At 65.0% G+C, this 13,120-nt stretch carries 12 protein-coding genes; 9 read left to right on the top strand and 3 right to left on the bottom strand.

Going from position 1 to position 13,120, the window contains the following annotated elements; genetic code table 11:
* The first annotated feature begins 42 nt into the window (after nucleotides 1-42).
* From ACBG85_RS11500 to ACBG85_RS11520, 5 genes are all read left to right on the top strand, one after another.
* Nucleotides 43-1,272 carry a cysteine desulfurase family protein gene (locus ACBG85_RS11500; protein WP_019747909.1) on the top strand — a complete coding sequence of 410 codons (1,230 nt, stop codon included), beginning with the start codon at nucleotides 43-45 and terminating at the stop codon, nucleotides 1,270-1,272.
* A complete protein-coding gene (gene mnmA / locus ACBG85_RS11505) occupies nucleotides 1,272-2,384 on the top strand; it encodes a tRNA 2-thiouridine(34) synthase MnmA (RefSeq protein WP_042447455.1) in 1,113 nt (370 codons plus the stop codon). The genes ACBG85_RS11500 and mnmA overlap by 1 nt, the downstream gene beginning before the upstream one ends.
* Nucleotides 2,381-3,403, top strand: a complete 1,023-nt coding sequence (locus tag ACBG85_RS11510) for a methionine synthase (RefSeq protein WP_372027516.1) — start codon at nucleotides 2,381-2,383, stop codon at nucleotides 3,401-3,403. Before mnmA ends, ACBG85_RS11510 begins: the two co-directional genes overlap by 4 nt.
* Before the next feature lie 81 nt (nucleotides 3,404-3,484).
* The gene (ligA, locus tag ACBG85_RS11515; RefSeq protein ID WP_372027845.1) at nucleotides 3,485-5,566 is read left to right on the top strand and encodes an NAD-dependent DNA ligase LigA; all 2,082 of its coding nucleotides are present in this window, start codon (nucleotides 3,485-3,487) and stop codon (nucleotides 5,564-5,566) included.
* Nucleotides 5,567-5,613: 47 nt separating this feature from the next.
* Complete coding sequence (locus tag ACBG85_RS11520; RefSeq protein WP_003944764.1) at nucleotides 5,614-6,102, top strand: GNAT family N-acetyltransferase; 489 nt, start codon at nucleotides 5,614-5,616, stop codon at nucleotides 6,100-6,102.
* Between the two features lie 13 nt (nucleotides 6,103-6,115).
* Here the strand turns inward: ACBG85_RS11520 and ACBG85_RS11525 are convergent, their stop codons facing one another.
* A complete protein-coding gene (locus tag ACBG85_RS11525) occupies nucleotides 6,116-6,766 on the bottom strand; it encodes an amino acid-binding protein (protein WP_372027519.1) in 651 nt (216 codons plus the stop codon).
* A gap of 280 nt (nucleotides 6,767-7,046) precedes the next feature.
* Between ACBG85_RS11525 and gatC the strand changes: the two genes are divergently transcribed.
* The gene (gene gatC / locus ACBG85_RS11530) at nucleotides 7,047-7,346 is read left to right on the top strand and encodes an Asp-tRNA(Asn)/Glu-tRNA(Gln) amidotransferase subunit GatC (protein ID WP_003944747.1); all 300 of its coding nucleotides are present in this window, start codon (nucleotides 7,047-7,049) and stop codon (nucleotides 7,344-7,346) included.
* Nucleotides 7,343-8,821 carry an Asp-tRNA(Asn)/Glu-tRNA(Gln) amidotransferase subunit GatA gene (gene gatA / locus ACBG85_RS11535; RefSeq protein WP_007729384.1) on the top strand — a complete coding sequence of 493 codons (1,479 nt, stop codon included), beginning with the start codon at nucleotides 7,343-7,345 and terminating at the stop codon, nucleotides 8,819-8,821. The genes gatC and gatA overlap by 4 nt, the downstream gene beginning before the upstream one ends.
* 57 nt (nucleotides 8,822-8,878) lie before the next feature.
* Here the strand turns inward: gatA and ACBG85_RS11540 are convergent, their stop codons facing one another.
* Complete coding sequence (locus ACBG85_RS11540) at nucleotides 8,879-10,267, bottom strand: alpha/beta-hydrolase family protein (protein ID WP_372027521.1); 1,389 nt, start codon at nucleotides 10,265-10,267, stop codon at nucleotides 8,879-8,881.
* Nucleotides 10,264-10,938 carry a membrane protein gene (locus ACBG85_RS11545; protein ID WP_039973090.1) on the bottom strand — a complete coding sequence of 225 codons (675 nt, stop codon included), beginning with the start codon at nucleotides 10,936-10,938 and terminating at the stop codon, nucleotides 10,264-10,266. The genes ACBG85_RS11540 and ACBG85_RS11545 overlap by 4 nt, the downstream gene beginning before the upstream one ends.
* A 164-nt stretch (nucleotides 10,939-11,102) precedes the next feature.
* Between ACBG85_RS11545 and ACBG85_RS11550 the strand changes: the two genes are divergently transcribed.
* Together ACBG85_RS11550 and ACBG85_RS11555 are read left to right on the top strand one after the other, a co-directional pair.
* The gene (locus tag ACBG85_RS11550; protein WP_166502152.1) at nucleotides 11,103-12,377 is read left to right on the top strand and encodes a sensor histidine kinase; all 1,275 of its coding nucleotides are present in this window, start codon (nucleotides 11,103-11,105) and stop codon (nucleotides 12,375-12,377) included.
* A gap of 9 nt (nucleotides 12,378-12,386) precedes the next feature.
* Nucleotides 12,387-13,049 (top strand): response regulator transcription factor, encoded by a 663-nt coding sequence (locus tag ACBG85_RS11555; RefSeq protein WP_007729374.1) that lies wholly within the window; start codon nucleotides 12,387-12,389, stop codon nucleotides 13,047-13,049.
* The last annotated feature ends 71 nt before the right edge of the window (nucleotides 13,050-13,120 follow it).

The following is a 13,120-nucleotide window of genomic DNA, read 5'->3' on the forward strand; positions in this document are numbered from 1 at the left end:
GAGGCTGGTCGAACTCTCGTGCTGGGCTATCCTTGTCAAGCCATGACTCTGCCTGCACACAGTGCCCACGCCGGATTTCCGGTGTACCTCGATCATGCCGCCACGACTCCGATGTCGGCAGCCGCTATCGAGGCGATGACCGATACCTTCAAAACCGTGGGCAACGCGTCCTCGCTGCACGGCTCCGGCCGTGCGGCCCGGCGCCGCGTCGAGGAATCGCGGGAATCGATCGCCGCCAGCCTGGGTGCGCGGCCGTCGGAGGTCATCTTCACCTCCGGAGGCACCGAGAGCGACAATCTCGCGGTCAAGGGCATCTACTGGGCTCGCCGTGACGCAGACCCGCGACGCACTCGCATCCTGGCCAGCTCCGTCGAGCATCATGCGGTGCTCGACGCCGTCGAGTGGCTCGAGCAGCACGAGGGCGCGCGCGTGACGTGGTTGCCGGTCGACGAGAACGGTGTCGTCGACCCGCAGACCTTGCGCGACGAGCTTTCCGTCCACGCCGACGAGGTAGCACTCGTGACGGTGATGTGGGCCAACAACGAGGTCGGCTCCATCATGCCGATCGTGGAGTTGGCGGAGATTTCGGCTGAGTTCGAGATTCCGATGCACAGCGACGCGGTTCAGGCCGTTGCGCAATTGCCGGTCGATTTCGCGGCGAGCAAGTTGTCCGCGCTGAGCATCGCGGCACACAAGTTCGGTGGTCCGCACGGCGTCGGCGCACTGCTGCTCGGACGCCAGGTTCCGTGTGTGCCGCTCCTCCACGGCGGCGGACACGAACGTGATCTGCGTTCGGGCACTCCGGATACTGCGGGCGTTGTCGGGATGGCTGCGGCGCTGCGCGCAAACGTCGAGAACTTCGATTCCAGCACAAGGGAATTGGCGCAGTTGCGTGACCGTTTGATCGACGGAGTCCTGGAGATTCTTCCCGAGTCGGTGCTCAACGGCCCGACCGGATCCGATCGGCTTCCCGGTAACGCGCACTTCACCTTCCCCGGCTGCGAGGGCGATTCGTTGCTGATGCTGCTCGACGCCGCCGGTATCGAATGTTCCACCGGTTCGGCCTGCACCGCCGGTGTGGCCAGAGCCAGCCATGTCTTGATCGCGATGGGCGTCGAATCGCCCGTCGCGCGTGGCTCACTGAGATTTTCGCTCGGACATACGTCGAGTGTCACCGATGTGGACGCGCTCATCGCTGCGCTTCCACAAGTAGTAGAGCGCGCTCGGGCCGCCGGTCTTGCCGGTGCCGGTTCGCGTGGAGGGGATCGCTGATGCGAGTACTCGCAGCCATGAGCGGAGGTGTCGACTCCGCTGTCGCCGCCGCCCGCGCTGTCGCCGCCGGACACGACGTCGTCGGCGTTCATCTTGCTTTGTCCACGGCGCCGGGCGCATTGCGGACGGGTTCGCGTGGATGCTGCTCGAAGGAAGATGCCGGCGACGCCAGGCGCGCCGCCGACGTTCTCGGAATACCCTTCTACGTCTGGGATTTCGCCGATCGCTTCAAGGAAGACGTGATCGACGACTTCGTGGCGTCGTACGCAGCGGGTGAGACCCCCAATCCGTGCCTGCGCTGCAACGAGAAGATCAAGTTCACCGCACTCGCCGACCGTGCAGTCGCTCTCGGCTTCGACGCCGTGGCGACCGGTCACTACGCGCGCCTCGAAGACGGCGTCCTGCGCCGGGCGGTCGACGCTGACAAGGACCAGTCGTACGTCCTCGGTGTGCTGACGGCTGAGCAGCTTTCGCGAGCGATGTTCCCGATCGGTGACACACCGAAAGAACAGATCCGCGAGGAAGCCGCCGAGCGCGGTCTGGCTGTGGCGAACAAGCCTGACAGCCATGACATCTGCTTCATCCCGACCGGCGATACCCGAGCATTCCTGGGTGCGCGCATCGGCGTTCGTCCGGGAAGCGTCGTCGACGCCGATTCGGGTGAAGTCCTCGCTGCGCACGACGGCGTACACGGCTTCACGATCGGACAGCGCAAGGGTCTCGGCGTCGAAGGTCCGGCGGGTGACGGCCGTCCGCGGTACGTGACCGCGATCGAGCCCGAAACCGGAACGGTCCGAGTGGGTTCGGCCAAGAATCTCGACGTCTGGGCCATCTCGGCGCAGCGTGCGATCTGGACCTCGGGCCAGGCGCCGGAGGGCCCCGTCGAATGCATGGTGCAGGTTCGTGCGCACGGTGGACTGGCGCAGGCCGTTGCGGAGGCCGTCGACGACGGTACTTCAAGCGGCGGTATCTCGATCTCGTTGCGCGAACCACTGACCGGCGTCGCAAAGGGACAGGCCGTCGTGTTGTATCGCCCCGACCGCGAACTGGGTGACCAGGTCCTCGGCAGTGGCACCATCTCGGGTACCGAATCCGAGCCGAACACACTGTGACGCAGCAGGTTTCCATCGGTGGTCTCGTCACTGGAATCGGGTCCTGGCCGGGCGCGGATGCCCGCGAAAGTGCCGCAACCATCCTCGGCGAGCTGGGTGGTTTCCCGCATCTGGTGGAGTTGCCGAGCCGCGGACTCGGCGCTGACATGGTCGGCCGGGCGGGGGCAATTCTGGTCGATATCAACCTCGACGCCTCGACCCGTGCCTATCGAGTCGTGCCTCGGAGGGGCAATGTCGCGAAGCGAGCCGAGGACTTTCTGAATCAGGATCTCGACGCGCTCGAGGAAGCCTGGGAGTCAGCGCGCTTGGTCGGCGAAGACCACGTCGTCAAGCTCCAAGTCGCCGGCCCGCTGACACTCGGCGCCGAGATCGAAGTCGCAAACGGTTCGCGAGTTCTCGTCGACCGCGGTGCGCTCCGCGACGTCGCAGAATCACTCGCTGAGGGTCTCGCGCGTCATGCGGCCGAGGTCACTCGCCGCACCGGCGCCGCAGTGGTGATTCAGTTGGACGAGCCGCAGATCGCGGCAGTTCTGGCCGGTTCGCTGCCTGGGCGCACCAAGATGGAGAGCGTTCCGGCACTGCCGGAACCCGAGGCACTCGCCGTACTCGACTCGACGATCAGCGGTTGCGGACTGCCCACAATCGTCCACAGTTGCGGCACAGACATGCCGTGGGATCTACTGAGGCGAAGCCAGGCGTTCGGCGTGAGCTTCGACATGTCGCTCATCGGCTCACGCGATCTCGACGGTATCGGCCAGTTGTTCGACGCCGGCAAGGAATTGGCGCTCGGTCTGGTTCCGTCCGTGGAGCCGGAAAAGCCGGTGACGTGGAAAGAGTGTGCGATGCCCGCCGTCACACTGGTAGATCGTCTCGGCTTCTCTCGTGAACTCCTGCAGACCCAGGTCGCGGTCACTCCGCGTTGCGGTCTTTCGGGTGCGAACCTCGACTGGGCTCGTGCCGCCCTTCGGCTGTGTACAGACGTCGGCAAGGCATTGGTGGACGATCCGTCGGCGTTCTAGTGTGTGCGTTCCGATGTGGAGTCGTGTGGTGTGTCGGTGTGAACCGATAATCTTCTAGCTGTGACTGAAACCGCGGATGCAATGCAGCCAGCGCCCAACGAGGCGCGCGAGCAGTGGACGGAGCTGGCCGAAGAGGTACGCCAGCATCAGTTCCGCTACTACGTTCGTGATGCGCCCGTCATTTCGGACGGTGCATTCGACACATTGCTCGGGCAGCTCAATGCTCTCGAAGAGCAGTACCCGGATCTGCGAACTCCCGACTCTCCGACGCAACTCGTCGGTGGCGGATTCGCGACGGACTTCACGTCCGTCGACCACCTCGAGCGGATGCTCAGCCTCGACAACGTCTTCGACGAGTCGGAGCTCCGAGCATGGATCGCCAAGGTAGAGCAGGAAACCGGGCCGGAACTGCACTATCTCTGTGAAGTGAAAATCGATGGTGTCGCCCTCAATCTCGTCTACGAGAACGGCAAACTCGTTCGTGCCGCAACCCGCGGTGACGGTCGTACGGGCGAGCTGGTCACGCTCAACGCTCTGACGATCAACGACATCCCGGAGCGCCTTACCGCCACGGACGAGTACCCGATTCCGAGCCTGCTCGAGGTGCGTGGCGAGGTGTTCTTCCGCCTCGAGGACTTCGCAGCACTCAATGCCTCCCTGGTGGAGGAGGGGAAGGCGCCGTTCGCCAATCCGCGCAACTCCGCGGCGGGCTCCCTGCGTCAGAAGAATCCTGCCGTCACCGCGCGTCGCCGCCTCGGAATGATCTGCCACGGGTTCGGGCGCATGGAAGGTTTCGAGCCGGCCTCGCAGTACGACGCCTACGTGGCCCTCGCCGCCTGGGGTCTGCCGGTGTCCACGCACACCTCACGGGTGGTCGGCGCCGACGCCGTGGTCGAGAAGATGAAGTACTGGGGAGAACACCGCCACGACGTCGAGCACGAGATCGACGGGTTGGTGGTCAAGGTCGACGAGATGTCGTTACATCGACGTCTGGGCACCACGTCGCGCGCACCACGGTGGGCTATCGCGTACAAGTACCCGCCGGAAGAGGTCACGACCAAGCTCCTCGACATCCGGGTCAGTGTCGGACGTACGGGTCGTGTGACGCCGTTCGCGTACATGGAACCCGTCACGGTGGCGGGTTCCACTGTGTCCTTGGCCACGCTGCACAACGGCTCGGAGGTCAAGCGCAAGGGTGTGCTGATCGGCGACACCGTGGTGTTGCGCAAGGCCGGAGACGTCATCCCCGAGGTTCTCGGTCCCGTGGCAGACGTTCGTGACGGTACCGAGCGCGAGTTCGTCATGCCGACACATTGTCCCGAGTGCGGCACGTTGTTGGCACCCGCGAAAGAGGGCGACGTCGACGTGCGATGCCCCAATCAGCAGTACTGCCCGGCGCAGTTGCGCGAGCGCGTGTTCCACGTCTCGGGGCGCGGTGCATTCGACATCGAGGTGCTCGGTTACGAGGCCGCGACCGGGCTGTTGGAGGCGAAGGTCATCGGCGACGAGGGCGATCTCTTCTCACTCGACGCCGAGAAACTGATCGAAGTTCCGATCTTCCGCACCAATGCGGGATCCCTGTCCGCCAACGGAAAACGCTTGCTGGCCAACCTGGATTCGGCCAAGGACAAGCCGCTGTGGAGAGTGCTTGTGGCACTGTCGATTCGGCACGTCGGCCCCACTGCCGCGAGGGCGTTGGCCGGCGAATTCGGCTCGCTGCAACGCATTCGGGAAGCCTCGGTCGACGAGTTGGCTGCAGTGGACGGCGTCGGATCGACTATCGCCGCCGCCGTCGTGGAGTGGTTCTCCGTCGACTGGCATCAGCAGATCGTCGACAAGTGGGCGTCGGCCGGAGTACGCATGGAGGACGAACGCGACAATTCGATTCCGCGCAATCTCGAGGGCCTCTCGATCGTCGTCACCGGTTCGCTCGAGACCTACTCACGTGATCAGGCGAAGGAAGCGATTCTGGTGCGCGGCGGCAAGGCGGCAGGGTCGGTCTCGAAGAAGACTGCGTTTGTCGTCGTCGGTGAAGCACCCGGTTCCAAGCACGACAAGGCGGTCGAATTGGGTGTGCCGGTGCTCGACGAAGACGGCTTTCGGCGGTTGCTCGAAGATGGCCCGGATGCGGTCGCTCCCACCGATTTGGACGAACCAGAGTGACTTTGTCCGATTTCTGAGATTGGTGTGCTGGGTGCGATAGTGACGCCATGATCGAGATTCGTGAAGTTCTACCGGCTGAGTTCGAGACCGTCGGGGAGCTGACTGTGCAGTCGTACGTGGGTGGCGGATTTGTCGCCGGCGGATCGCCGTACGCGGAGCGCCTGCGAGACACCGCAACTCGGGTGGAGCAGGGCCGGGTGCTGGTTGCGGTTCTCGGTGACGAAGTCGTGGGCTCGTTGACGATCGCAGAACCCGGCACGCCCTTCGCGGATGTTGCGCAGAAGGGCGAACTCGAGTTCCGCATGCTCGCAGTCTCGCCGCAAGCTCGGGGATCGGGCGCCGGAACCGCATTGGTTCGCGCAGTGATCGCCGAAGCCTACGACCGCGGCGATCACTCGGTGGTCATCTCGACGCAGCCCGAGATGGTCGATGCCCGTCGTATCTACGACCGCAACGGTTTCGTCCCCGATCCCGAGCGGGCGTGGGAGCCGATTCGCGGTATGGAACTGACCGTCATGGTGCGCGGCCTGGCCTGATCAGCCAGCCTGGTCAACTCAGTACCGTCGCCACGATTCCTGCGAGGTAGCCGAGGCGGGCTATCTCCGAAGGGCGGAATTCGGGCCCACCGGGACGACCGAGCATGAGGACTCGATTGCCGGAGCCGAGAGGTGCGGCAGCGAGGCTGGTGTTCATGTCGCGCCATACGTCCGGAACCCAGTCGGCCTCGCCGTCGAGGGCGGTGGGCTTGTCCAGTGGCATCCACGGAATGTCGGTGGCGTGGGTTTCCGGCGCGCCGGCGCTACCGACGACGCGGTACGCACCGTGCTTGCCGATGTCCGCGACGACGCACCAGCCGACTCGCAGTACACGCGGCGCGCCGTCGACGAGGACCTGTAGTCGATCGTTTCGGGCCGTCGCAACGGAATCTATGAGTTCGAGCTCACGGTGAGTGTCGAGAATCCCGGCGTAGGGGCGGATCGAATCGACCAGCACGTCCGGTAGATGCTCGGCAGCGGTGATCAAGGTGTCGGGCAGCGCGCCCGGTTCGACGTCGACCACGAGGTCGTCGATGGCAAAACCGTCACCTCGTTCCACGACGTCGAGGGAGAGGATGTCTGCGCCCACGGATCCGAGAGCTACGGCGAGCGCGCCGAGGCTGCCTGGTCGATCGGGCAGTTGGATGCGAAGCAGGTACGACACGTGCGTGCCTTTCGCTGATCGGTTCTCGCCCGGATCACGTCGACCCGGGCCTGACTCATCTTTGCACCTGCCCAACCTGCGATGGTGGGCGCCGCGGCGGCGTCACGCCGGATGCACATGCTTGTCACACGAGCGAAACACACCGCGGGCATCCGGCGTGGCGATCGACACAGTGAGCGTGCTCGTCGTTCGATACAGCAGGCGTGCTTACAGGTCTGTCGCGGCGAGCAACTAGGCTGGACCGGCAATGTTCACGTCCTCTTCCGAAAGGGGCCCCGCGGTGCCTGCCATCTCCCGTGACGAGGTCGCGCACCTCGCGCGGCTGTCCAGACTCGCCCTGTCCGATGCCGAACTCGACGAGTTCGCCGGTCAGTTGGATTCGATTCTCAACCACGTCAAGGTGGTCACCGAGGTTGCGGCCGACGACGTCCCGCCCATGGCGAATCCCAATGCCGTCACCAACGTGACGCGCCCCGACGTGATCGTGCCCGGGTTGACCCCCGAGCAGGCATTGTCCGGAGCACCCGCAGTCGAACAGGATCGCTTTGCGGTTCCGCAGATCCTTGGAGAGGGCGAATGACCGATCTGACCACGCTGGACGCCGCTGAGCTGGCCGGCAAGATCCACTCGCGTGAGGTGTCCTCGGTAGAGGTCACGCAGGCGCATCTCGACCGCATCGCGGCCGTCGACACCGAGTACCACGCCTTCCTGCACGTTGCAGGCGAACAGGCTCTCGAAGCCGCCGCAGCAGTGGACAACTCGCTCGCGGGCGGAAACGAACCCGCTTCGGCACTCGCCGGCGTTCCGATCGCGCTGAAGGACATCTTCACCACGACGGACATGCCGACCACCTGTGCGTCGAAAATTCTCGAAGGCTGGGTCGCGCCGTACGACGCGACTCTGACCTCCAAGCTGCGCGCTGCCGGCATCCCGATCCTCGGCAAGACGAACCTCGACGAGTTCGCGATGGGCTCTTCGACCGAGAACTCGGCCTTCGGCCCGACGCGTAACCCGTGGGACGTCACCCGCATCCCCGGTGGCTCGGGCGGCGGTAGCGCAGCGGCGCTCGCGTCCCGTCAGGCCCCGCTGGCCATCGGCACTGACACCGGCGGTTCGATCCGTCAGCCCGCTGCGGTCACCGCGACGGTCGGAACCAAGCCGACGTACGGAACTGTCTCACGCTTCGGACTCGTCGCGTGCGCGTCCTCGCTCGATCAGGGCGGTCCCTGTGGCCGCACCGTGCTCGACACCGCTCTGCTGCACGAGGTCATCGCCGGGCACGATCCGCGTGACTCCACGTCCATCGACGCCCCCGTGCGTCCGGTGGTCGCTGCGGCACGTGAAGGTGCAGCCGGCGACCTGCGCGGCGTCAAAGTCGGTGTGGTCAAGGAACTTCACTCCGACAGCTACCAGCCCGGCGTCATCGCTTCCTTCGACGCTGCTGTCGAGCAACTCAAGGCTTTGGGCGCCGAAGTTGTCGAGGTTTCGTGCCCGAGCTTCGAGCATGCGCTCGCGTCGTACTACCTGGTGCTGCCCAGTGAGGTCTCGTCCAACCTGGCTCGCTTCGACGCCATGCGCTACGGACTGCGTGTCGACGACGGCAACATGAGTGCCGACCAGGTCATGGCGGCAACCCGCGCCGCCGGTTTCGGTCCGGAGGTCAAGCGCCGCATCATGATCGGTACCTACGCACTGTCCTCGGGATACTACGACGCCTACTACGGTTCGGCGCTCAAGGTTCGTACGCTCATCGCGCGCGATTTCGACAAGGCCTACGAGAAGGTGGACGTACTGGTCTCGCCGACCAGCCCATTCACGCCGTGGAAGTTGGGGGAGAAGGTCGGCGATCCGTTGGCCATGTACCTCTCCGACCTGTGCACGCTGCCGACCAACCTGGCCGGACACTGCGCGATGTCGGTGCCCTCGGGCCTGTCCGCGGACGACAACCTGCCGGTGGGCTTGCAGATCATGGCGCCCGCCATGGCTGACGAGCGCCTCTACCGTGTCGGTGCCGCCTACGAAGCTGCACGCGGCCCGATTGCAACTGCAGTCTGACCTGTTTGCTGTGCGCCTTTATCAACCCCCCGCGGTTAATAAAGGCGCACAGCAGTTTCAGGAGCAAGTCCTCAGGGCCGTCCCCTGATCGGTTCCGTAGCGATGGCCGTGACCGGCGGGGACACCGAGCGAACCGAGCATGTCGACGGTGGTCTGCAAGAACGTGACACCCGGGATCCACTGCGGGATCGGTGCATCTTGCACGGCACGGCTCAGATCCGGTTTCTGTGTCGCGAGGGCAGGCGACCACCACACCACCGGGTCGGACGTGTTCGCTAGGACGGTTGCGCCGTCCGTCCGTGTCGCGCCGGCCGGGGGACCTGCCCACAACACGTCGCACGGGACGATGGGACTGCCCTCGGACAGTGCGGCGCTGCCGCCGACGGCGCCGAGGCTCTGTCCGTAGAGGAACAGGTCCGGTCGATCCTCGGCGGGCATAGCGGCAATGTGGCTGCCGACGGCGGTGAACAGAGCGGTTGCCGATTCTTCGGCGTCGTCGCGGCTGAACAGGAATGTCGCCCAACTGGGTGCGTCGGAGTATTGCTGCCCGACTATTGCGACGTCGCCGCCGAACCGTTGCTCGATACCGTCGACTGCATGCGTGTCGATCCACCCCGATCCGGTCGGAACGGCCACTACGACGCTGTTGCGGGCAAAGCCGCCGACGCGATCGAGTTCGCTCACCGCGAGAGCGGCACGTGATGCAGTGTCGGGTGCCGAATCCAAACCGGCGTAGACGCGCACCGAGTCTTCGCCTGCTGCGACGAACTTGCGTCCCTCGGCACCCATCGAGGTCCACGAGATGAGCGATTCGGAGCTGCCTGTCGCGGAGGCCGAAAGTGGCTGTGTCAGAGCGGTGTCGATGTACGCGTTGGACTTGTCGAACGAATCGGAAAGACCGTTCCACACGGCGGGACCGACTACCAACTGCACTCCGAGAACACCCATGACCAGTGCGCCAACACTCCGCGCGAAACCCATCCACCGCAGCGCCTTCGAAAGTCCGACCCCGATGCCCCAGAGACCAAGTGCGGTCAGTGCTGCAATGCAACCCGCCTCCGCCCAGTGGAGAAGTCCGGCAGACGTTGCGCCCATCGCCGCTCGCAACGAGTTCTGCCAACCGGCGGCGGCGAACATCGCAACTGCGGTGCCTGCAGTCGACAACCCGAACGCGGTGATGCGCCAATGACGTTCGTCGAATCGGGCCTTGACCCGGTCGGGGACGAGCCGACGGGCTACCGCGGAGAACGCCCACATCGCCAGTAGTCCGGCCGCGACGAGCAGACCGCTGAACACCCCTTGTAGTACGGCTGATCGCGGCAGGAGTCCGGGAGCCAGCGAGATGGCGGACATCGCTGCCACGGCGACGCTCGTGGACACGCGGGGGAGTGCGAGCGCCCCGACTCGGGCGAGGACGGGGGTCCGTGACGCATTCAGAACGCTCATGCTGCAATCGCTTTCGGGGAGTAGGAGAACTCGTTCGACGGGTCGAGGCGCCGCGATCGCATCAGGGTGAAGCCGAAGGCGGAGACTGCCAGAACACCGGCCGTGCCGTAACCGAATCCCGATTCCGCGACCGGCGTCAGATAGCTTTGGCGCCAGGAGTTTCCGTTCACAGCCGTGACGGCTACATCGGCCATCGCGAAGCAATACCCTCGTGAGAGAAAGGACGTGCGGTCTTCACACGCGGCATGCATTCGCTGGTCGAGCTGACCGTCGAGGACCTGACGTGCCCACGGCCCCAGTTCCGTTCCGTGCGAATGCGCGTAGCGGAGTAGGTCGTAGCCGAGATCGTGCGCTTTGCAGGCCGAGTCGAATTCGTCGGGAAGTGGGACCGGCGACGAGCAGTCGCCGTGGGGATTGGCGAGGTATCCGTCGACGACGGCGGGGGTGTAACCGGCGAATGCCGCAAAGTCCGCCGGGATGGTGGTCGCAGCGTCAGCGGCATCCGCAGTAGTCACGGTGGCGATCGCCCTGGATGCGTTCGAATTCTCGGTGCGCGGCGACTGGGCTCCGCTCGCTCCGGCAGTGACCGTGATCGCTGCCGTTGCAGCCAGCGCCAGGGCAGCCCAGGTGCCGGCGCTTCGAGAGATGTCTTTCACCCGTGTGATCCGCATGCCGTTCACGCTATGAACGGACAATCCTGACGGTCATCGCTCTGTGGAGGGGTTCTCCGACGCGCATTCGGGTGAGAATTCCCTCCCCTGTGATACCTCGGAGGTAGGGGGATCTCACTCTGCAGTATGAGGACTTTCGGGGTTCGCCTTCATAGGCTTGACGAGTGATCAAGGTCCGTAGGAAGAACAAGGGTGCACCGGATGTGCCCACGCCGACATACGCCACCGCCGGGTCGATGCTGTCCGGCCTCGACGGGGCGGTCGTTCATTCGGAGAAAGTGCGCCGGGCAACCAGTTTCGTGGCCCGCGGTCAGTTCTGGAACATCGTCATCGTAGCGATCACTCTGATCCTCTATTCGATTGCCTGGCCGACACTGCAACTGACGCATCATGTTTCGCCGCCGATCATGCCCTTCGTCGCCGCGTTGGCTGCATTTCCGTTCGTCCTGATCCGGATCAACGCTCCGTTGGGGTGGGCGGTGTCGGCGGTCTCGGCGTTGATCATCCCGTTGGTGTTCGACAACACTCCCGGTTACGACTACCCGTGGCAGGTCGTCCACATCATCGTGCTGATGTCGTTGCTGGCCGCAGTGAGTCTGCGGGCGCCCATTCAGGTTGTCGGTGTCGCCTGGATCGCCACGGTGCTGCTCTTCCTCGGCAACGCCCCGGGAAGCGACGGCGCCGGTTGGGCTGTCGGGCTGAGTGCACTGGTCGTCTTCTGCCTGTTGATCCGCTGGTTGGTCCTCTCGCGCCGCCAGTTGGCCAAGCAGGAGGAAGTCAGTGAACTCGAACGCACTCGACGCACGATCCTCGAGGAGAAGGCGCGGATCGCCCGCGACTTGCACGACATCGTGGCCCACCACATGTCGATGGTGGTCGTGCAAGCTCAGAGTGCGCCGTACAGACTCGATGCAGTCACTCCGGAGATCCGAACCGAATTCGAATCGATAAGTGAGACAGGGCGAGCAGCGCTCAACGAGATCCGCGGCCTCCTCGGAGTCCTGCGCAGCGACGGGGACACCGTGGTGACGGCTCCACAACCGGGCGTCGACCAGTTGGACGAACTGTTGCTCGGCAGTACCCGTGCCGGTTTGCCGGTATCGTGGCGAGTCGACGGCGATCGAGCGTCGGTCTCGGAATCCACGGGCCTTGCGCTCTACCGGATCATTCAGGAGTCGATCACCAACGCGGCCAGGCATTCGCCAGGCGGACCCATCGAGGTCGCCGTGGCCTTCGGTCCGCAATCGGTGAGCGCGCTCGTGAACAACGGACCTTCGCCATTGGGTGGCAATCAGCACTCGGCGTCGGAAACCACGGGTGGCAACGGAATCCGCGGAATGCGTGAGCGGGCTTCGGCGGTGGGCGGCATGCTGTTGGCAAACCGGCGCGAGGACGGAGGGTTCGAGGTCCGGGCCGAGTTGCCGTCGATGCCCGCCTAGGCTGTCCGAGTGCCCATCACAGTATTCATCGCAGACGACCAGGCGATGGTTCGACAAGGGTTCGGAGCCCTACTCTCCGCCCAGCCCGACATCAGCGTGATCGGCGATGCGCCGGACGGCAAGATCGCCGTCGCCGAGGTCGCGCGATTGCGTCCGGATGTGGTCTTGATGGATGTTCGCATGCCCGAGATGAACGGACTCGACGCTGCCCGCCAGATTCTGTCCGCCGGATGGGAACCGCCGGTGCGAGTCCTCATGCTCACCACTTTCGACATCGACGACTACGTCTACGAGGCCCTGAGCGTCGGAGCGAGCGGGTTCATGCTCAAGGACGCACCGGCTGAGGAACTGATTCGGGCGGTACGCGTCGTTGCCGAAGGGCAGGCCTTGCTGGCGCCGACGGTGACTCGGCGTCTGATTGCCGATGTGACCAGCCGGCGGGCGGCCCCGCGCGCACGGCCCGCAGCGCTGGACGCCCTGACCCCGCGTGAGCGCGAGGTCCTCGAACTGATCGCCCGCGGATTGTCCAACGTCGAGATCGCCGAGCGGCTGTTCGTCGCCGAGCAGACCGTCAAGACCCATGTCGGGAAGGTGCTGTCGAAGCTCGATCTGCGCGATCGCGCCCAGGCAGTCGTGTTGGCGTACGAAAGCGGGCTCGTCACGCCGGGTTAGGGGTCCCGTGCGGCGCGGCGTTGCGGCTCGGCAACGCCGCTATCCTGCGGCAATACCGTGACTGGGGGAAG

It is taken from the genome of Rhodococcus sp. NyZ502 (assembly GCF_041464245.1).
Classification (GTDB): Bacteria; Actinomycetota; Actinomycetes; order Mycobacteriales; family Mycobacteriaceae; genus Rhodococcus_F; species Rhodococcus_F qingshengii.

Bases quoted from the DNA above. Each gene is read 5' to 3' on its own strand.
- mnmA (WP_042447455.1), top strand. From the start codon at position 1,272: ATGCGAGTACTCGCAGCCATGAGCGGAGGTGTCGACTCCGCTGTCGCC.
- gatA (WP_007729384.1), top strand. From the start codon at position 7,343: ATGACCGATCTGACCACGCTGGACGCCGCTGAGCTGGCCGGCAAGATC.
- ACBG85_RS11500 (WP_019747909.1), top strand. From the start codon at position 43: ATGACTCTGCCTGCACACAGTGCCCACGCCGGATTTCCGGTGTACCTC.
- ACBG85_RS11545 (WP_039973090.1), bottom strand. From the start codon at position 10,938: ATGCGGATCACACGGGTGAAAGACATCTCTCGAAGCGCCGGCACCTGG.
- ACBG85_RS11540 (WP_372027521.1), bottom strand. From the start codon at position 10,267: ATGAGCGTTCTGAATGCGTCACGGACCCCCGTCCTCGCCCGAGTCGGG.
- ligA (WP_372027845.1), top strand. From the start codon at position 3,485: ATGCAGCCAGCGCCCAACGAGGCGCGCGAGCAGTGGACGGAGCTGGCC.
- ACBG85_RS11520 (WP_003944764.1), top strand. From the start codon at position 5,614: ATGATCGAGATTCGTGAAGTTCTACCGGCTGAGTTCGAGACCGTCGGG.